General features: G+C 43.1%; 15 protein-coding genes. 10 read left to right on the top strand and 5 right to left on the bottom strand.

What is annotated here, in order from left to right:
- Positions 1 to 9: 9 nt before the first annotated feature.
- From IR173_RS02640 to IR173_RS02625, 4 genes are all read left to right on the top strand, one after another.
- A complete protein-coding gene (locus IR173_RS02640; protein WP_237038132.1) occupies positions 10 to 3057 on the top strand; it encodes an efflux RND transporter permease subunit in 3048 nt (1015 codons plus the stop codon).
- Positions 3057 to 4349 (top strand): TolC family protein, encoded by a 1293-nt coding sequence (locus IR173_RS02635; protein ID WP_237038131.1) that lies wholly within the window; start codon positions 3057 to 3059, stop codon positions 4347 to 4349. The genes IR173_RS02640 and IR173_RS02635 overlap by 1 nt, the downstream gene beginning before the upstream one ends.
- Before the next feature lie 102 nt (positions 4350 to 4451).
- Positions 4452 to 5636, top strand: coding sequence for a BamA/TamA family outer membrane protein (locus IR173_RS02630; RefSeq protein WP_237038130.1), 1185 nt, complete (start codon positions 4452 to 4454; stop codon positions 5634 to 5636).
- A complete protein-coding gene (locus IR173_RS02625) occupies positions 5623 to 7326 on the top strand; it encodes a phosphoethanolamine transferase (RefSeq protein WP_237038129.1) in 1704 nt (567 codons plus the stop codon). Before IR173_RS02630 ends, IR173_RS02625 begins: the two co-directional genes overlap by 14 nt.
- Positions 7327 to 7433: 107 nt before the next feature.
- Here IR173_RS02625 and IR173_RS02620 read toward each other — a convergent pair whose 3' ends face one another.
- Positions 7434 to 8720, bottom strand: a complete 1287-nt coding sequence (locus IR173_RS02620) for an O-acetylhomoserine aminocarboxypropyltransferase/cysteine synthase family protein (RefSeq protein WP_237038128.1) — start codon at positions 8718 to 8720, stop codon at positions 7434 to 7436.
- Positions 8721 to 8896: 176 nt separating this feature from the next.
- On the opposite strand from IR173_RS02620, the gene IR173_RS02615 reads away from it, so the two are divergent.
- Entirely contained in the window at positions 8897 to 9358 is a 462-nt protein-coding gene (locus IR173_RS02615; protein ID WP_237038127.1) for an Lrp/AsnC family transcriptional regulator, read from the top strand.
- A gap of 134 nt (positions 9359 to 9492) precedes the next feature.
- On the opposite strand, the gene IR173_RS02610 is transcribed toward IR173_RS02615, so the two are convergent.
- The 4 genes from IR173_RS02610 to IR173_RS02595 all read right to left on the bottom strand — a co-directional run bounded on the left by IR173_RS02610 (position 9493) and on the right by IR173_RS02595 (position 13770).
- Positions 9493 to 12756, bottom strand: coding sequence for a S41 family peptidase (locus tag IR173_RS02610; RefSeq protein WP_237038126.1), 3264 nt, complete (start codon positions 12754 to 12756; stop codon positions 9493 to 9495).
- Between the two features lie 37 nt (positions 12757 to 12793).
- Positions 12794 to 13060, bottom strand: a complete 267-nt coding sequence (locus IR173_RS02605) for a hypothetical protein (protein WP_237038125.1) — start codon at positions 13058 to 13060, stop codon at positions 12794 to 12796.
- A 1-nt stretch (position 13061) separates the two neighbouring features.
- Positions 13062 to 13418 (bottom strand): phage holin family protein, encoded by a 357-nt coding sequence (locus IR173_RS02600; protein WP_237038124.1) that lies wholly within the window; start codon positions 13416 to 13418, stop codon positions 13062 to 13064.
- A 154-nt stretch (positions 13419 to 13572) separates the two neighbouring features.
- Positions 13573 to 13770, bottom strand: coding sequence for a YtxH domain-containing protein (locus IR173_RS02595; protein ID WP_237038123.1), 198 nt, complete (start codon positions 13768 to 13770; stop codon positions 13573 to 13575).
- Positions 13771 to 13982: 212 nt separating this feature from the next.
- On the opposite strand from IR173_RS02595, the gene IR173_RS02590 reads away from it, so the two are divergent.
- The 5 genes from IR173_RS02590 to IR173_RS02570 all read left to right on the top strand — a co-directional run bounded on the left by IR173_RS02590 (position 13983) and on the right by IR173_RS02570 (position 18632).
- Positions 13983 to 14477 carry an SPOR domain-containing protein gene (locus IR173_RS02590; protein WP_237038122.1) on the top strand — a complete coding sequence of 165 codons (495 nt, stop codon included), beginning with the start codon at positions 13983 to 13985 and terminating at the stop codon, positions 14475 to 14477.
- Positions 14478 to 14605: 128 nt separating this feature from the next.
- The gene (locus IR173_RS02585; protein WP_237038121.1) at positions 14606 to 15565 is read left to right on the top strand and encodes a PCMD domain-containing protein; all 960 of its coding nucleotides are present in this window, start codon (positions 14606 to 14608) and stop codon (positions 15563 to 15565) included.
- Between the two features lie 71 nt (positions 15566 to 15636).
- Entirely contained in the window at positions 15637 to 16059 is a 423-nt protein-coding gene (gene ruvX, locus IR173_RS02580) for a Holliday junction resolvase RuvX (protein ID WP_237038120.1), read from the top strand.
- 7 nt (positions 16060 to 16066) lie between these two features.
- Entirely contained in the window at positions 16067 to 16621 is a 555-nt protein-coding gene (gene def, locus IR173_RS02575; RefSeq protein WP_237038119.1) for a peptide deformylase, read from the top strand.
- Position 16622: 1 nt separating this feature from the next.
- Positions 16623 to 18632, top strand: a complete 2010-nt coding sequence (locus IR173_RS02570; RefSeq protein ID WP_237038118.1) for a tetratricopeptide repeat protein — start codon at positions 16623 to 16625, stop codon at positions 18630 to 18632.
- Positions 18633 to 18700: the final 68 nt, after the last annotated feature.

Genomic DNA, 18700 nt, shown 5'->3' with positions numbered 1-18700 from the left:
GGACGAATCATGAATATTCCAAAATATTCTCTGGAGAACCGGAAGGTTATCTACTTTTTTCTGGCTATCTTATTGATAGGTGGAGTTATCTCCTTCTTTAAGTTGCCGAAGAAAGAGGATGCGCCTTTCGTGATAAAGACGGCGGTTCTTGTTACCCAATATCCGGGTGCGAATCCGCATGAAGTGGAGAAATTGATAACCGAACCGATTGAACGTGAGATTCAGTCAATGACTGATGTATATCAGATTAAATCGGAATCTTACTTCGGATTGTCTAAGATTTCTATAGAGTTGCAACCTACTATCGACCCTGATTATATGCCGGTGAAGTGGGATGAGCTGCGTCGTAAGGTGGCAAACATCCAGCCGAAATTGCCTGGCGGTGCATCTACTATCACGGTGAACGATGACTTTGGCGATGTGTATGGTATTTATTATGCACTGACAGCCGACGAGGGCTTTTCATACAAGGACCTGCGTGACTGGGCACAGCGTATCCGTACGCAGCTTACCCCGATTGAGGGTGTGCAGAAGGTGATGCTCTATGGTGAGCAGACGGAAGTAATTAATGTGAAGATATCTACTTCCAAGTTGTCGTCTTTGGGCATTGACCCGACTTCTATTATGGGGATTCTGCAAAAACAGAATGTACAAGTCAATACGGGAGATATCGCTACTGATATTTACCAGTTGCGCTTGCGCACAGAAGGTACTTATACCAGCCTTGAAGATATTGAGAACCAACTGATTGTCAGCAAAGATGGACGTGAAGTGCGTTTAGGAGATATTGCAACGGTGGAACGCGGCTATTATGACCCGCCTTCAACACTGATGCGTGTCAATGGCAAACGTGCCATCGGTATCGGCGTAGCCAGTGGCGCAAAGGATAATGTGGTGGCTGTTGGTAAAGCGGTGGATAAAAGTTTGTCGGAGATAGAACAATTGTTGCCTATCGGTATTGAGTTGTCTTCTCTTTATCCTGAAGATAAAATTGCGGATGAAGCCAATAACGGATTTATTCTCAATTTGATAGAGTCGTTGGTTATTGTGATTCTGATTATCTTTGTAGTGATGGGCTCGCGTGCCGGTATGCTGATTGGTAGTTCGCTGTTGTTCTCTGTAGGAGGTACCTTGCTTATCATGTTGATGTGGGGAGTGGGCTTGAACCGTACTTCTTTGGCTGCATTTATCATTGCCATGGGTATGCTGGTGGATAATGCCATTGTGGTGACGGATAATGCCCAAATCGGTATCAAGCGCGGAAAGTCTCGCTATCTCTCTCTGATAGAAGGCGCCATCAAGCCGCAATGGGCATTGCTGGGAGCGACTTTTATTGCCATTTGTTCGTTCCTGCCGTTGTATCTGGCTCCTGCATCGGTGGCTGAAATTGTAAAACCGCTATTTATCGTGTTGGCTGTTTCGCTGGGCTTAAGTTGGATTTTGGCTTTATGCCAGACTACGACTTTCGGAAACTTTATCTTGAAAGAGGCTACTCCCGGCAGTGAAGGCAAAGACCCGTACGATACCAAAATCTATCATAAGTTTGAGAAACTTCTGACTTTGCTGATTAAGCGCCGTTTTATAACACTGACTACTGTGTTTGTTACTTTGGTGCTTTCGCTGGTCATCATGGCAGTCATGCCTCAGAGTTTCTTCCCGAAGATGAACAAACCTTATTTCCGTGCCGACTTGGTATTTCCGGAAGGTTTCAGCATTCATGCGGTAGACGAAGATGTGATGAAAGTGGAAGATTATCTGAAGAAGAATGAGAAAGTGAAGTCTTATTCTGTAACTTTAGGCGGCACCCCGCTGCGTTACTACCTGGCAAGTTCTTCTTTCGGTCCGAAGTCCAACTATGCCAATGTAATGGTGGAGACAAAGAATCCTGAGGATGCAGCCGAAGTGGAGCAGCAGTTCTATGAACACATGACTCAGAATTTCCCGAATATCATTACCCGTTCGGCATTGTTTGCGTTGTCACCGGTGCCCGAAGCTGCCATTGAAATCGGATTTATCGGTGAGAATCCGGATACGCTGACCGCCTTGGTGGAGCGTGCAAAGAAGATTGCACACGAATGTGATATGGTGACGGATATACGCTCTAACTGGGGCGATAAGGTGCCGGTATGGAAACCGATGTTTTCACAACAGAAAGGATTGCGCCTTGGCATTACCCGCCAACAGGTTGCCAATTCATTCCGTACGGCTACCAATGGTCTGCCGTTGGGCGAATATCGTGAGGGAGATATTTCACTTCCTATCCTGTTGAAGGATGAAGATGCGGAAAGTATGAACCTGAATGATGTGAAGAGTGTTCCGGTATTCAGTACGAAAGGAAACTCAGTGAAGGTGGAGCAAGTGATTGACAATTTTTCGTTGGGGTATGATTATAATGTAGTGCGTCGTTTCAACCGTGAACGTTGCATGATGATGCAGTGTGAACCGAAACGCGGTGCCAATACGATGGCTGCCTTTAAGCAGGTGTTGGCAGCCGTACAGGAACAGATGCAGTTGCCCGAAGGCTATAAGATGAAATACTTTGGTGAACAGGAGACACAAGATGTAAGTAATGCAGCTTTGGCAAAAAATATTCCGGTGACATTCTTGTTGATTTATGTTGTTTTGTTGTTCCTTTTCCCGAGCAACTATCGCAAGCCGGTATTGATTATGCTGATGCTGCCGTTGGTGTTCATCGGTGTGGTATGGGGACTGTTGCTGTTCGGTAAATCGCTTGACTTTTTTGCCATTTTGGGCTTATTGGGCTTGATTGGTATGAATATCAAGAATGCGATTGTACTGGTAGACGAAATCGGCCTTCAACTGAAAGACGGCAAAGGGGCAGTTCCTGCTGTGGTTGAGGCTACCAAGACACGTATTGTTCCGGTAACTATGGCATCGGGAACTACCATTTTAGGTATGCTTCCTTTGCTGGGTGATGCGATGTTTGCTGGTATGGCGGCTACCATTATGGGTGGTCTGTTTGTATCGACCATTCTCACCATCTTCGTGCTTCCGGTGACTTATTGTATATTCTTTAAAATCAGAGCAGACAGATAATGAAAACAAACTTTATATATATACTTGGAATGGTGTGCTTGTCCGGTACGGTTTCGGCTCAGACTACCGTAAATTATACGGAGTTCGAACAGAAGGTGTTGGATTATAGCCAGACTTTAAAGCAGAGTGTAGCACAACGTACTGCTATGCAGAAAGCAATGAAAGCCGCGAAAACCGCTTTCTTCCCCGCAGTAGATGCAACGGGAAGTTATCAGTATCGCATCAATAAATATGATATGGATTTTGGCGGAATGGCTGTTCCTATGGGGCATGATTCTTACAGTGCCGAAGTGGGAGTTGCCCAACCTATTTATGCAGGAGGAAGTATTTATCATACTTACAAGGCATCACAAATCCAGTCTCGGATAGCTGATAAATCGGTAGATTTGACCACCGATAATCTTATCTACGCCGCAGAAGCCAGTTATTGGGGAACTGCGGCTCAGAAGGAGATGTATCAAACGATGTGTCAGTATGTAGAAATTATCGGTCAGTTGACTAAAGTGTTACAAGATAAGTATGACGACGGCTATATCAGTAAAACAGATTTGATACAAATGCAGACTCGCCTGAAAGAGGCTGAGTTGCAACGTTCCAGCAGTTATCAGTCTTATCAGATAGCTTTGCAGAACATGAATGTGCTGATGGGCTTGGAACCGGATAACGAAGTCGGTCTGCTTGATTCCATTTTCGTCGAGTTGCCTCTGCCTGCTTATATCGGTGCCGATGCTGCGCTGAATGTCCGCCCTGATTACGCCATTTCTCAGTTGGATGTGGATTATCAAAAAAGACAGGTCAGCCTGGCTGCTGCAAAGTATAATCCGTCTTTATCTATTGGCTTTAAAGAGACTTGGGGCACACAAATGTTGAACATTTCGGGCGAAACAATGTTTAATAGTAATGTGTATGCCTCTGTCAAGTTGCCACTGTTCCATTGGGGAGCACGATTTAAGTCGACGGCTGCACAAAAAGCGATTTTACTTGGCAAGCAGTATGCTTTGCAAGATAAACAAGACCAAATCACGAAAGAAGTAGCTAAAGCATGGACTAGTCTGACTGAAAATACCCGTCAGATAGACATTGCTAAAGAAAACTGCAAGTTAGCAGAAGAGAATTTGGATTTGAATACATTTAGTTATACAGAAGGTAAGCTGACTATTCTGGATGTACTTTCTGCACAGTTGACTTGGGTACAGGCATATACAAACCTCATCCAGTCTTATTATGAGCAGAAAATAGCATTGGCAGATTATAGGAAAGCCACCGGTATAAGGTATTTAGGACAGAAATAAGTAATTTCAGACCAAAATCTTATAATTTAAAATGCCACTTTAAAGCAGGTTTGGATTATCTTTGCATCCAAATCTGCTTTTTTTCTTATATATGAATACATTATGAAGAAATTGTTACTTTTGACATGGATATTCGTATGTATGGCAGGCATGGCTTATGCAACTCCCGGACATAGTGAGTTGTTTGAGTTGCCAACAGATACGATACAACACAAAGACAGCACGGTACAGAAAAGAAGCTTCTTCAATAAGTTTCTTGACTACTTTAATGATGCGAACAAAAACAAGAAGCATAAAAAGTTTGACTTCAGTATTATCGGCGGGCCTCATTATAGTACGGATACCAAGTTGGGACTTGGACTGGTGGCTGCCGGGCTTTACCGCTCGGACAGGAATGATACTATCCTTCCTCCTTCCAATGTTTCTTTATTCGGCGATGTGTCTACGGTAGGTTTTTATCTACTGGGAATTCGTGGCACCCATATCTTTCCGCAAGATAAATACCGTTTGGATTATACTTTATACTTCTATTCTTTCCCTTCTAAATTCTGGGGAATGGGATATGACATGGGAAATGTGGATGCCAACGAAACGGATATGGACCGTTGGCAGGCACAGATAAAGGCCAGCTTCTTGTTTAAGTTGACGGATAATTTATATTTGGGACCGATGGTGGCTTACGATTATGTGCGTGGAAAGAATTTGGAACGTCCCGAATTGATGGAAGGGATGGATTTGACTACCACCAATTATGGGGCCGGCTTTTCCTTGGTGTACGATTCGCGTGATGTGTTGACCAATCCGCATAAAGGATATTACTTGAACTTATCGCAATGTTTCCGTCCCAAGTTTATGGGGAATGATTATGCTTTCAGTACCACTGATTTGCGAACCAGTTACTATCATCCTGTTTGGAAAGGCGGTTTGCTTGCCGGAGAGTTTAGAGGTGTGTTTAATTTCGGCAATCCCTCTTGGTCAATGATGGCTTTGCTGGGAAACTCTTACTCTATGCGTGGCTATTATGAAGGCCGTTACCGTGATAAACATAAAATGGAAGGGCAGATAGAATTGCGCCAGCATATTTGGAAGCGTAATGGTATAGTGGCATGGATTGGTGCGGGAACGGTATTTAATAAGTTCAGTGCACTGCGTGCCAATCATGTCTTGCCCAATTATGGCATCGGATACCGTTGGGAATTTAAGAAGAATGTGAATGTCCGTCTTGATTATGGATTTGGAAAGAACGGACAATCAGGATTTTTATTTAATATAAATGAAGCGTTTTAAAGAGATTTATCAATGGTGTTGTGAGCCGGAACAATTATTCTTTCTGTTTATAATTGTATTGGCTATTCCTAATGTGGCATTGTTTTTCACAGAGCAAATGCCTTTATTGGCACGTATATGCAATATAGTTTTGCCGGTATCGGTATATTGGATGGTGATGACGCTGAGCCGGAAGCCGGGAAAGATGATATGGATATTGTTCCCCTTTGTCTTTTTTGCCGCTTTTCAGTTGGTTTTGCTTTACCTTTTCGGACAGTCTATTATAGCAGTCGATATGTTTCTGAATTTGCTGACAACCAATTCAGGTGAGGCAATGGAGCTGCTGGACAATCTGTTGCCTGCTGTAATCGGTGTGTTTGTGGTCTATTTGCCTACTTTGGCTTTGGGCATTGTTTCGATAACGGGAGACAAGAAGTTGGATTCATGTTTTCTATACCGGCAGAGGAGATATGCCCGGATGGTAATGGGAGTGGGAGTGATTCTGACTGCATTATGTTATGTGGACAATGAAGATTATGAAATGAAGCTCGATATGTATCCGGTCAATGTGTGTTATAATCTGACTTTGGCGATAGAGCGTGCCGGTGAAACGGCCGGTTATCAAGAGAGTTCGAAGGACTTTACGTTTGGTGCACAAGCTACGCATGATAAGGATGAGGCGGAAATATATGTATTGGTAGTGGGGGAGACTGCAAGGGCTTGCAATTTCGGACTGTATGGATATGAACGGAATACCACTCCGCTACTGGATAAAACGGAAGGCCTCGTTGCATTTACAGATGTACTTACCCAATCAAATACAACGCATAAAAGTGTGCCGATGCTTCTGTCGGGAGCTTCTGCCGAAAATTATGACCGTATATATCGGGAGAAAGGTATCATTACCGCTTTTAAAGAAGCAGGGTTTCACACTGCATTCTTTTCCAATCAGCGGCCTAATCATTCTTTTATCGATTTCTTCGGAATGGAGGCGGATGAATGGAAATTTATAAAAGAAGATGTATCTGAGGAGGCGAACATTTCAGATGATGAACTATTGACGTTGGTGGATAAGCAGCTGAATGACGGACACCGGAAGTTGTTTATCGTGTTGCACATGTATGGCTCTCATTTTAATTACAAAGAACGCTATCCTTCAGACATGGCTGTGTTTAGACCGGATAGCTTGACCGATGCGAAATATGAGAACCGTGAGTATTTATTGAATGCGTATGATAACACAATTCGTTATACGGACAGTTTCTTGGCGTCATTGATTGAAATGTTGCAACGCACGAATGCTTCATCGGCTATGCTTTATACTTCCGACCATGGAGAGGATATTTTTGATGATAGCCGAAAGCTGTTTTTGCACGCGTCTCCGGTACCGTCATACTATCAGTTGCATGTCCCGTTCCTGATTTGGATGTCTGAGGCATATCGTGAAGGAAATCCTGTTCAATATGAGGCAGTGTGCATGAATCGTGAAAAGCCGGTGGCGGGTAATGCATCTGTCTTCCATTCCATGCTGTCTTTGGGTGGCATACAGACTAGCTATAAAGAAGATAGTTTGTCTGTTGCCAGTGAGCGATATGTCGTTCGTCCCCGTTATTACTTGAATGACCATAATCTTCCTAAACCCTTAGATAAAATCGGGTTGGAGAAGAAAGACATTACACAGCTTGAAAAAAGAAACATGATGTATCCATGACAGATGGATGTGTCAAAATCTGAACGCTTCTGTCACATTGTTGTTGACAATAGGGCAGACCGCTTTTATTTTGACATATCCTCATGTACAAGTTTGTTTTTGCACTTTTAAATTTTATCAAGTGCCTGTTCCAAATCGGCCAACAGGTCATCAATATGCTCTGTTCCGATAGATAGCCGTACAGTTCCCGGATAGATTTCCTGCTCCTTGAGTTCTTGCTCATTTAGCTGTGAATGAGTTGTACTTGCCGGATGGATAACCAGTGATTTTACATCCGCTACATTAGCCAGCAAAGAGAATATTTCGAGGCTGTCGATGAATCTATGGGCTTCTGCCTGCCCTCCTTTCACTTCGATTGTAAAGATAGAGCTGGCCCCATGAGGAAAGTAGCGGTTGTATAAGGCATGGTCGGGATGTCCGGGCAATGACGGGTGATTTACTTTTTCCACTTTGGGGTGTTGATTTAAGAATTCCACCACTTTCAGTGCATTCTCTACATGACGCTCCACACGCAAAGAAAGAGTTTCCAGCCCTTGCAGTAGGATAAAGGCATTGAACGGGCTGATAGCTGCTCCTGTATCGCGTAGCAAAATGGCACGGATACGGGTAGCATAAGCCGCTGCTCCTGCCGCATCGATAAAACGGATTCCATGATAACTGGCATCAGCGTCGGTCAGTTGGGGAAATTTGCCTGAGGCTGCCCAGTCAAATCTGCCGGAATCTACAATGACGCCTCCCAAAGAAGTACCGTGTCCGCCGATAAATTTAGTTGCCGAATGTACCACGATGTCTGCTCCATGTTCTATGGGGCGGATGAGGTAAGGAGTTCCGAAAGTATTGTCTACAATCAGAGGAATCTGATGACGGTGTGCGATATCTGCTACCGCTTCTATATCGATAATATTGGAATGGGGATTACCCAGACTCTCGATAAACAAAGCCTTGGTATTTTCCTGAATTGCATTTTCAAAATTGGATAAGTCATTTGGGTCGACAAAAGTGGTGGTTATACCATACTCGGGCAGGGTGTGTGCCAACAGATTATAACTTCCTCCATAAATTGTTTTGGCCGCAACAATATGGTCGCCGGCACGGGTGATGTTCTGGAGTGCGTATGTAATGGCAGCTGCACCCGAAGCTACTGCAAGTCCGGCTACTCCTCCTTCCAATGCTGCTACGCGCTGTTCAAAGACACCTTGGGTGGAGTTGGTCAGTCGGCCATAGATATTGCCTGGGTCTTGCAAACCGAAACGTGCGGCTGCATGGGCAGAGTCATGGAACACATAAGAAGTGGTTTGGTAAATGGGAACTGCACGCGCATCTGTTGCTACATCGGGTTGTTCTTGTCCTACATGGAGTTGTAATGTCTCGAAATGTAATTTCCTGGTTGCCATAGTTGTATTCTTTTAGTAAAACTGATTATTGATTTATTTTATGCAAAGTTATGATTGGCAGTAATATCAAACAAGATATTGAAGAAATACGGAAAATATATCTATATTTGCTATTGTATAAAGAAAAAGCTCATAGTTCTGCTTTCGAATGGCATACTTTAAAAGAATATTTCACTATGGATACATTAGATAAAACAGATTTGCAGATACTTCGTACATTACAAGAAAATGCACGGCTTACCACAAAAGAACTGGCGGCACGCGTCAGTTTGTCTTCCACTCCGGTATTTGAACGCCTCAAGCGCCTTGAAAGTGGGGGATACATTAAAAAATATATAGCAGTGCTTGATGCCGAGAAACTGAATCAGGGGTTTGTGGTATTTTGCAGTGTGAAGCTCAGGAGGCTTAATCGGGATATTGCAGCTGAATTTACCCGCATGATACAAGATATTCCCGAAGTGACGGAATGCTATAATATTTCGGGAAGTTATGATTATCTGCTCAAGATACATGCTCCCAATATGAAATATTATCAAGAGTTTATATTAAATGTGTTGGGAACCATCGATAGTCTGGGCTCGCTGGAGAGCACATTTGTGATGGATGAAGTGAAGCATGAGTATGGAATACATATATAAAAAAGCGTTTTAAAAAACACGTTAGTATGTGTGGGCTCACACGTTAGTATGCATAAGCCGATACGTTAGTACGTGTGGGGCTATACATACGTATGCATAAGGCCACACGTACTAACGTGTAAAAAGTTGCTTTTTTACTTCTTTTCACCTACGGTTTTCAGCATTTCCTGTACGGCGGCTTCCAACTGTTGGTCTTCTCCTGTCAGTGCCTTTTCGGGGGCATTATACACTTCGATGTGAGGTGTAAGCAACTGGTTCTCGGCATATTGTCCGCGCATATCCATACAGCCTACCTGTGGAATGCCGAATACGATAGTCGGGTCAATCTGTGTTTCCCACCACACGGCAGTCATAGTTCCCGGAACGGGCGCACCAATCAGTTTACCAATCTTCAGTTCTTTATATACCCATGGGAAACCGTGTGCATTACTATAATTATCCTCGCAAACCAATACGCAGGAAGGCTTGAGCCATTTATTGAACGGGTCACTACCGATATATTGTCCGCGTGGAACAAAACGCTGATACTCTTTACCGCTCAGCAAGGTAGCCAAGTCGTCGTGCAGCCAACCGCCTCCATTGTGGCGTGTGTCTACAATGACGGCTTCTTTATTGCGGCAGCGTCCGAGCAATTCACTGTATACTTCGCGGAAACTCTGGCTGTCCATACCTCTGACATGCACATAGCCTACACGACCGCCCGACAGCTTGTCCACGCTCTTGCGGCAACGTTCCACCCAACGTTTGTAAAGCAGATTGCTCTGTTCGCCACTGCTGATGGCTTTGATGGTCACGTCAAATCGTTTGCCATTGGCGGGATTATACATGGCAAGCAATACCTTTCGACCGGCTTTGCCTTCCAGTAGCGGGAAATAATCCTGGCCTTTTAAAATCGGTTTGCCGTCTATCTTTTCGATGATACATCCCGGAGTAACGTCAGTTTTCTTAATGGCGAAGGGCCCTTTGGCCAATACCTCTTTTATTTTCAAACCGTCTCCATCGTAGGTCTCGTCATAGAATACCCCTAAAGCGGCTGTGGAAAGAGAGGCTCCCGAACCATAATAACGGGCACCGGTATGAGAGCCGTTCAGTTCGCCCAACAGTTCACTTAACATTTCCTGGAAGTCATAGTTGTTGTTGATGTAAGGCAAGAAACGTGAATAGGCTTCACGATAGCCTTTCCAATCTACTCCATGCAGGTCTTTCACATAGAATTTATCTTCCACTTGTTGCCATACGTGGTTGAAGATATATTCACGTTCACCGTATGGTTGATAATCGAAGAAAGCTTCAAATGCGACTGTTTTCGGCTCTCCGGTACTTACGCTGACTTTTTTGATGCCTCCACCTGTGCATAAGAATACGTTTTCACCCTTTTTATCAGGATACATGGCACCACCACCTACAGACTTCATCACAATCTTCGTCTTATTCTCTTTCAGGTCATGTTCCCATAAATCATATCCTCCTTCAAAAGCAGCTTGATAATATAGTTTATCCCCTTTCGGTGTGAGAACCGCATCTCCCAAATGAGAAGAATTGACAGTCAGGCGGACAATTCGGTCTCGACAGTTTTCGAGGTCGAAAGTCAGAGGTTTGACTTCTTCTTCTTTCTTTTTATCTTTCTTTGCTCCCTTTTTATCCTCTTTCTTCTTGTCGTCCTTATCTTCTTTTTTCTCTTTGTCATCCTCTTTTTTCTTGTTTTCGTCGATAAGGGCAAGCTCTTCTTTATTCATACGGAAACGTTCGTATGCGTCAAGGTCAAAGAACATGATATAAACATCCGCTTCAGCCCCCCAACTGCCGTGGCTGCGATATCCGGCACGGTCGCTATACCACATCATCGCTTTTCCGTCGAGTACCCATTTGGCATTGGTGTCTGTATAGCCGCTTTCGGTCAGGTTATGGATTTCTCCGTTGCCTGATGCATTAACCAAAGCTACATCCTGATTGTTCCATCCGCCTATACCGATATAGTTGGTGAGAATCCATTTACTGTCCGGGCTCCATTGATACCATTGGTCACCGTCACTGTATGAATACTCAAACTTACCGTCCATTACAGTGCGGACATCTTTACTTTTCAAGTTAAGTACACGAATCGTGGTACGGTCTTCCAAAAATGCTATTTCTTTACCGTCAGGACTGTATTGGGGCTGGAAAGAAGCAATGGCGGAATTGGTCAGTTTCTCTTCTTTAATGTCTGTAGCATAGGTGAATTGTTTCTCTTCTTTGTTGCTCAGACTTGCCTGATAGATTTGCCACAGACCGTTTCTTTCCGAAGCATACACGATACTTCTTCCATCGGGAGCAAAGTTGATGTCGCGTTCTTGTTCCGGAGTATTGGTGATTTGTTTTGTAGTCTTATATTCCACAGAAGTGACATAAACGTCACCGCGTAAAATGAACGCCACTTCTTTAGCATCGGGCGACAAGGCTATTTCTGTTGCACCGTTCTGTCTGATTTGGCGAATCAAATCTTTGTCGTTCTTGTCCGTTAAGATGGATATTTGTACCTTTTGAGGTTCTGCTCCTTCTTTCATGGTATAGATTTCCCCATCGTATCCGTAGCAAAGTGTACCATTGTTTGCAGCAGTAAGGAAACGGACGGGATGCTTGGTATGGTGAGTGAGCTGAGTGGAATTTGTTCCGTCTACAGCACGTTTGAATACATTGAATGAACCTTTTTCTTCACTCAGATAATAGAATGACTTTCCGTCCGAAGCCCATACGGGGGTGCGGTCTTCACCGTTGAAAGCGGTTAGCTTGCGATAGCTGCGTTCTCCATCCAATGAACACAGCCAGATGTCGCGTGTGATAGAAGAAGTATGATGCTTACGCCAAGGATCTTCGTAGCCTTTCTTGTCATGATAGAGCAAAGCATTGCCGGCTTGGTTGATGCTGATATCTTCCATAGGCATGGAGGAGAACAGAATCGGGCGGCCGCCTGTGGTACTAACTTCATATACTTGTTGGAATTGTCCGGACGGGAATTGGGCATCTTCGGCTGACGGCATTACGTTTGCCAGAAACAGGAGATGGTCGGCATCCTTGAACGCCACGGGTGTTTCGTTTCCAGAGTGAGTGGTCAGTCTTTTTGGGATGCCCCCCTCTTTATCTACCACGAATATATCCATGCTGCCCATACGGTCGGAAGCAAACGCAATTTGTTTTCCGTCAGGACTCCACACGGGGTGGGTGTCGTGTGCCGCGTTGGTTGTAATCTGTGCAGCTTTACCTCCGTTGGCAGGAACTGTGTAAATGTCTCCTTTATAAGTAAATGCGATGGAAGTTCCATCAGGTGAAATGGCACAATAACGCATCCACAACGGATTGTCTTGTGCATGTGCGGATAATGCCAACATAAAAGTTGCCACTCCCAGTAGTTGTCTTTTCATTTGATTTGTTTAATAGGTGTGTTAATTTATAGATTTTCTATTTCTTCTTTTTTGCAAAATAGCTTCTTACTTTCCGCATTATTTTGATGCCGGTCATGACTCCGTCATAAACGGCTATTCCGGTATTTACATGTTGCATAATCCCTTCTATACCACCTTTATTTTCTTCGGGTACAAACAATTCGTGTAAAGTTTGGGTCATTTGCGCCTTTGCTTTGAGCACTTCCTCCCGTTTCTCGGCTTTCCGCCGGGCTATTTCTTCCAGGGTGATAATCGGTGTATGTTTAGAATCGTTGTTGTTCATATCAGTCATCGTTTAAAAGCAGATTGGCGAGAAAGTTAACCATAGGTTGCATAATCAAGCGCTTACGGAAGAGTATGATTAGTATAATCAGCAGGATGATACATCCGGTGATGATGCCGTAACTAACCATCAATCCGCCTACATGGGGAGCCAATACATAAGCTAATGTAAAAGAAAGGTAGAAGAGGGCAATGATACCTAGAATAACCAATACCAATACCAGAATCAGGGAGGAAATCAATATGGTCAGCTTTTCTACTAAATGCAGTTTCACATAATCTTTTTGCAACTCTGCATATTTTTTCAGTTCTACGAAGAGTTGTTGCAGATTGTCTATATTCTTATCGTTTGCAAACATTCGCTGTTAGTTTTTACATTAAATATAGCCATTTATGTATGATGGCAGAGTCAATCGGTAAAGAGGTAAAATGAAGAATCCATAGACATATAATATATGTATATAGATTCTTCAATTCCGTTTGGAATGACAAGGTAAACTGTATGATACCTTATTATTCTTTTACTTCAGCAGCAATTTCGTCTACCAAGTCTTCCATTTCGGTGCGGCTCAGTTTGATGCCTCTTTTACGCAGTGCATCAACAATTTTGTTACGAGTATCTTCTCCTTTTTCAGGAGCAAATAAAACTCCGGCTGCTGCACCTACAACGGCTCCGCCCAGGAATGCAGCTAAAATACTTAAACTTTTCATAGTCTTATTAATTTTTGAACATTACAAAACTAACAAATAAAATTGAATGTTGTTGTTATCTGGAGGTGTTTATTAGCAAGAAATTGACAATTATATGCTGATTAACTTAATTTAACTGCATCATAGATGCTAATGCTGTTGATATATTGCTACTTTTGCAACAATTATTATGGAATTGAACTAGAGTATTAATTTATAAAGATGGAATAATCATGAAAAAATTAGTTGTGTTGGGTATGGGATTGTGCGTAGCTTTGGCATTTTCCTCTTGTAAATCAAGCGAAAGCGCTTACAAAAAAGCCTATGAAAAGGCAAAACAACAGGAATTGGCCGAGGCTCCTGCTGCAGCCGAAGAGGTGGAAGCTGCTCCTGTGGTAGCTGCTCCTGTAGCAACTGCGCCTGCTCCGGTGGCTGGTCCGGTTCGTGAAGAAAAAGTGGAACTGGTTTCGGGTGATGGCTTGAAGGCTTATAGCGTTGTTTGTGGAAGCTTTGGCGTAAAGGCAAATGCTGAAGGTCTGAAACAATATTTGGACGGACAAGGTTATAGTGCTAAAGTGGTTTATAATCCCGAAAGAAATATGTATCGCGTAATTGCAGCTTCTTTTGATGACCGCGTACAAGCTACACAAGCTAAAGAAGAATTTAAAGCGAAATATCCTAACCGTGACGACTTCCAGAAGGCATGGTTACTTTATAGAGTATATTAATAATTTCTTTTTGGTAAATTAAGAAGAAAATATAGTCTATTCTTCTTTATTAAAAGTGGCAACTGCGAAGTTGCCGCTTTTTTTTATAATTTTGTTAGTTCTAAAACAACAATAAAAACCAGTTGGATATGAAGTATTACAGTAGAATATCATTGCTCGCTTTGTTGGCCGTCATTCCGTTTTATGGTTCTGCTCAAGAAAGAGAAGTTCCTATTAAATATGGTGATATGGATCAATGGGTGACGCGCAAGATTCATGAATCGTCAATTATAGGTGGAAATACCAAACTGCTTTATGAAATAGCGCCAACTCAGGAGGTTGACGGCAATGTGGCTTATGAAAACATGGGAGGCTCTCCGTGGGGAACATCCAATGTGATGGCGAAGGTGATGGGGGTTGTCAAAACGAATAACACGGTATATAAGGAAAAGCGTTATCATGGTTATTGCGCCCGCATGGAGACACATATCGAGAGTATGAAAGTGCTGGGACTGGTCAATATAACCGTTCTGGCTGCCGGTTCCATTTATTTGGGGGATATGAAAGAGCCTATCACGAGTACAAAAGAAGGAGTAAAGAACATGAACTGGGGTATACCGTTTACAGAAAAACCCAAGGCGGTTCGTTATGATTATAAAGTTAAAATGTCGGGCGAGAAAGACCGTATCCGTTTGACCGGCTTTAGCAAAAAAGGAGTGGTGAAAGGGCAGGACTGTGCTATCACTGTGTTTTATCTTCAAAAACGCACAGAGGATGCCCAAGGCAATATCACTGCCAAAAGAGTGGGAACGATGGTGGTGAAATATGACAAGGATTCGGATGGCTGGGAAAATGACGCCACTTATGAAATCCTATATGGCGATATTACCAAAGATCCCCAATATGATCCTGAGTTCATGGGATTGAGGTCGACTGACTATGCCCGTAACAGCAAAGGGGAGAGTGTCCTCATAAATGAAACAGGATGGGCTTCGCCTGATGAAAAGCCTACACACATGTTGTTGCAGTTTTCTTCAAGCCATGGTGGGGCCTACGTGGGTTCTCCCGGCAATACTTTCTGGGTGGACAATGTGAAACTGGTTTATTGATAAGGCTTTTTCTATAATTTATCTTTATATATCGGACTGGTATGGAATAAATTTGTATTTTTGTGCTCAATATGAGTAGAATATTAGCTATAGATTATGGTAAAAAGCGCACGGGAGTGGCAGTTACGGACATTTTGCAGATTATTGCGAACGGTCTGACTACTGTTCCCACTCATCAATTAATGGACTTTATTCTGAAATATGTGGAGCGCGAACCGGTAGAAAGAATTATCGTAGGGCATCCTAAACAAATGAATAATCAGGAATCTGAAAACATGCGTAATATTGTTCCGTTCATTAATCAGTTAAAGAAAAAACTTCCCAATATACCTGTCGAACTGGTGGATGAACGGTTCACCTCCGTTTTAGCGCATCAGGCCATGCTGGATGGCGGACTCAAGAAAAAAGACAGACAGAACAAAGCTTTGGTTGATGAAATCAGTGCTACCATTATTCTACAATCTTATTTGGAATCAAAGAAATATATAAAATAAAAGAGAAATGATATTACCAATTTATGTTTATGGACAACCGGTATTGCGCAAAGAAGCGGAAGATATTACACCGGATTATCCTAATTTGAAAGAGTTAATCGAAAATATGTTTGAGACAATGGATCGTGCAGACGGAGTGGGGCTTGCAGCTCCTCAAGTGGGGCTTCCCATTCGTGTGGTTACGATAGACCTTGATGTAATGTCGGATGAATATCCTGAACTGAAAGGCTTCCGTCATGCATACATCAATCCGCATATCATAGAGGTGGGCGAAGAAGAAGTTTCGATGGAGGAAGGATGTTTGAGTCTTCCCGGTATCCATGAAGCAGTGAAGCGTCCGAACCGTATCCATGTCACTTATCTGGATGAAGATTTGAAAGAACATGACGAGTGGGTGGAAGGTTATCCGGCACGTGTGATGCAACATGAGTTCGACCATTTGGATGGCAAAATGTTTATCGACCACCTTTCTACGCTGCGCAAGCAGATGATTAAAGGTAAGTTGGGTGCTATGCTGAAAGGCAAGGCGCGTTGCTCTTATAAGGTGAAAACTTTGAAATGAGATGATAAAACGGATTCTATACCTATATATATTAATAATGTGTCCCGGTCTGGCATTTGCCCAGATTAATACAGACCGTGTAATGGCAATCGGACGCAATGCTCTTTATTTTGAGGATTATGTCCTTTCCATTCAGTATTTTAATCAGGTAGTCAATGCGAAGCCTTACTTGGCCGATCCTTACTTTTATCGGGGGTTGGCTAAGATAAACCTTGATGACTTTCAAGGTGCGGAAAGCGACTGCTCGGAGGCTATAGAAAGGAATCCGTTTGTAGTCAGCGCTTATCAGGTGCGGGGATTAGCACGTATCCGCCAGGATAACTATGCCGGTGCCATTGAAGATTATATGAAAGCGCTGGAGTTTGAGCCCGAAAACATAGGTGCATGGCACAATATGGCTTTGTGTAAGATAAAGCAGGGAGATTATTCGGGTGCAAAGAATGACTTAGACCGATTAATCACTATCTCTCCGCGTTACACAAAGGCGTATTTGATGCGTGGGGAAGTCGGTTTGAAACAAAATGATACGATTACCGCCGAGAAGGATTTCGGGCGTGCCATCGAGATAGACCGCTATGACCCGGACACATGGGCGAGTCGCGCGATTCTCAGACTTCAGCAACAGAAATATAAAGATGCTGAAGCCGACTTTGACCATGCTATTCATCTTTCAACACGTAATGCAGGTGTATATATCAATCGTGCATTGGCTCGTTACCATCAGAAAAATCTGAGAGGGGCAATGAGTGACTATGATATTGCTCTTGAAATAGATCCGAATAACTTTATCGGTCATTATAACCGAGGCTTACTGCGTGCTCAGGTAGGCGATGACAACCGTGCTATCGAGGACTTTGATTTTGTTATCAATATGGAACCTGACAATATGATGGCCATCTTCAATCGCGGTTTGCTTCGTGACCAGACGGGTGATTATAAAGGGGCGATTAAGGATTATTCTACAGTGATAAACGAGTATCCTAACTTCCTGATTGGCTATCAGTACAGAGCTCAAGCACGTAAGAAGGTGGGAGATATAAAAGGGGCTGACGCTGATGAATTTAAAGTTCTCAAAGCTCAGTTGGATAAGCAAAACGGCGTAAACCAGAATAATCAGACAGCGGATAACTCGGAGAGCGGGAACCGTACACGTAAGAAGTCTGATAAGAATATGAATAACTATCGAAAGATAGTAGTGGCCGATAATGAAGAAGGTGAAGAAAAGTATAAGAGTGAATACCGTGGCCGCGTGCAAGACAAGAACGTGACCATTGTTCCGCAACCCATGTTTGTGCTTACTTATTATGAAAAGCATAATGATGTGAAGCGTCAGGTTAACTATCATAAATATATAGAAGAACTGAACTCAAACAAGGTGCTGCCTGAACGTTTGCTTATCACAAATGAGGAAGCGCCGCTGACGGAGGAGCAAGTGAAAAAGCATTTTGCATCTATAGATGAACAGTCGGCCGCTATTGTAGCTAGTCCGAATGATGTGACGAAACGCTTTGCACGCTCTTTGGACTTCTATCTTGTGCAAGACTTTGCCAATGCCATTGAAGACTTGAATCAGGCTATTATGTGCGAAAGCAAATTCTTCCCGGCTTACTTCAACCGTGCTTTGATTCGTTTCAAACAGTTGGAGTATCAAAAGGTGGCGAAAGAATACAATGACAAGAATGCAGAAGAACAGAAGGCAAAAACCGGTGATTATGAAATGGTGAAACGCGATTTGGATAAAGTGGTTGAGTTGGCTCCCGATTTTGTCTACGGTTACTATAATAGAGGTAATGTGCTTTCGTCACTGAAAGATTACCGTGCTGCCATTGTCGACTATGACAAGGCGATAGAACTGGACCCCAGATTTGCCGAAGCATATTATAATCGCGGTTTAACCCATATCTATTTGGGTAATAACCGTCAAGGTATTCAAGATTTGAGTAAGGCAGGTGAGTTAGGCTTATTCTCTGCGTACAATATCATAAAACGCTTCACAGAGAGAAAAGAATAACATTTTTTTGCAAAAAAGAGAGGAAGTCAAAAAGAATTCGTTATTTTTGCATCCTCAAGAAAGAATTA

Source organism: Phocaeicola faecalis (assembly GCF_021730445.1).
Lineage (GTDB): Bacteria > Bacteroidota > Bacteroidia > Bacteroidales > Bacteroidaceae > Phocaeicola > Phocaeicola faecalis.
The sequence above is the reverse complement of the archived record's forward strand: the minus strand, read 5'-3'. Positions and strand labels throughout refer to the sequence as shown.

What these genes read in the sequence shown, in the direction of transcription:
- IR173_RS02610 (WP_237038126.1), bottom strand. Translation starts at nt 12,756, where the DNA reads ATGAAAAGACAACTACTGGGAGTGGCAACTTTTATGTTGGCATTATCC.
- IR173_RS02570 (WP_237038118.1), top strand. Translation starts at nt 16,623, where the DNA reads ATGATAAAACGGATTCTATACCTATATATATTAATAATGTGTCCCGGT.
- IR173_RS02600 (WP_237038124.1), bottom strand. Translation starts at nt 13,418, where the DNA reads ATGTTTGCAAACGATAAGAATATAGACAATCTGCAACAACTCTTCGTA.
- IR173_RS02585 (WP_237038121.1), top strand. Translation starts at nt 14,606, where the DNA reads ATGAAGTATTACAGTAGAATATCATTGCTCGCTTTGTTGGCCGTCATT.
- def (WP_237038119.1), top strand. Translation starts at nt 16,067, where the DNA reads ATGATATTACCAATTTATGTTTATGGACAACCGGTATTGCGCAAAGAA.
- IR173_RS02625 (WP_237038129.1), top strand. Translation starts at nt 5,623, where the DNA reads ATGAAGCGTTTTAAAGAGATTTATCAATGGTGTTGTGAGCCGGAACAA.
- IR173_RS02640 (WP_237038132.1), top strand. Translation starts at nt 10, where the DNA reads ATGAATATTCCAAAATATTCTCTGGAGAACCGGAAGGTTATCTACTTT.
- IR173_RS02635 (WP_237038131.1), top strand. Translation starts at nt 3,057, where the DNA reads ATGAAAACAAACTTTATATATATACTTGGAATGGTGTGCTTGTCCGGT.
- ruvX (WP_237038120.1), top strand. Translation starts at nt 15,637, where the DNA reads ATGAGTAGAATATTAGCTATAGATTATGGTAAAAAGCGCACGGGAGTG.
- IR173_RS02615 (WP_237038127.1), top strand. Translation starts at nt 8,897, where the DNA reads ATGGATACATTAGATAAAACAGATTTGCAGATACTTCGTACATTACAA.
- IR173_RS02620 (WP_237038128.1), bottom strand. Translation starts at nt 8,720, where the DNA reads ATGGCAACCAGGAAATTACATTTCGAGACATTACAACTCCATGTAGGA.
- IR173_RS02595 (WP_237038123.1), bottom strand. Translation starts at nt 13,770, where the DNA reads ATGAAAAGTTTAAGTATTTTAGCTGCATTCCTGGGCGGAGCCGTTGTA.
- IR173_RS02605 (WP_237038125.1), bottom strand. Translation starts at nt 13,060, where the DNA reads ATGAACAACAACGATTCTAAACATACACCGATTATCACCCTGGAAGAA.
- IR173_RS02590 (WP_237038122.1), top strand. Translation starts at nt 13,983, where the DNA reads ATGAAAAAATTAGTTGTGTTGGGTATGGGATTGTGCGTAGCTTTGGCA.
- IR173_RS02630 (WP_237038130.1), top strand. Translation starts at nt 4,452, where the DNA reads ATGAAGAAATTGTTACTTTTGACATGGATATTCGTATGTATGGCAGGC.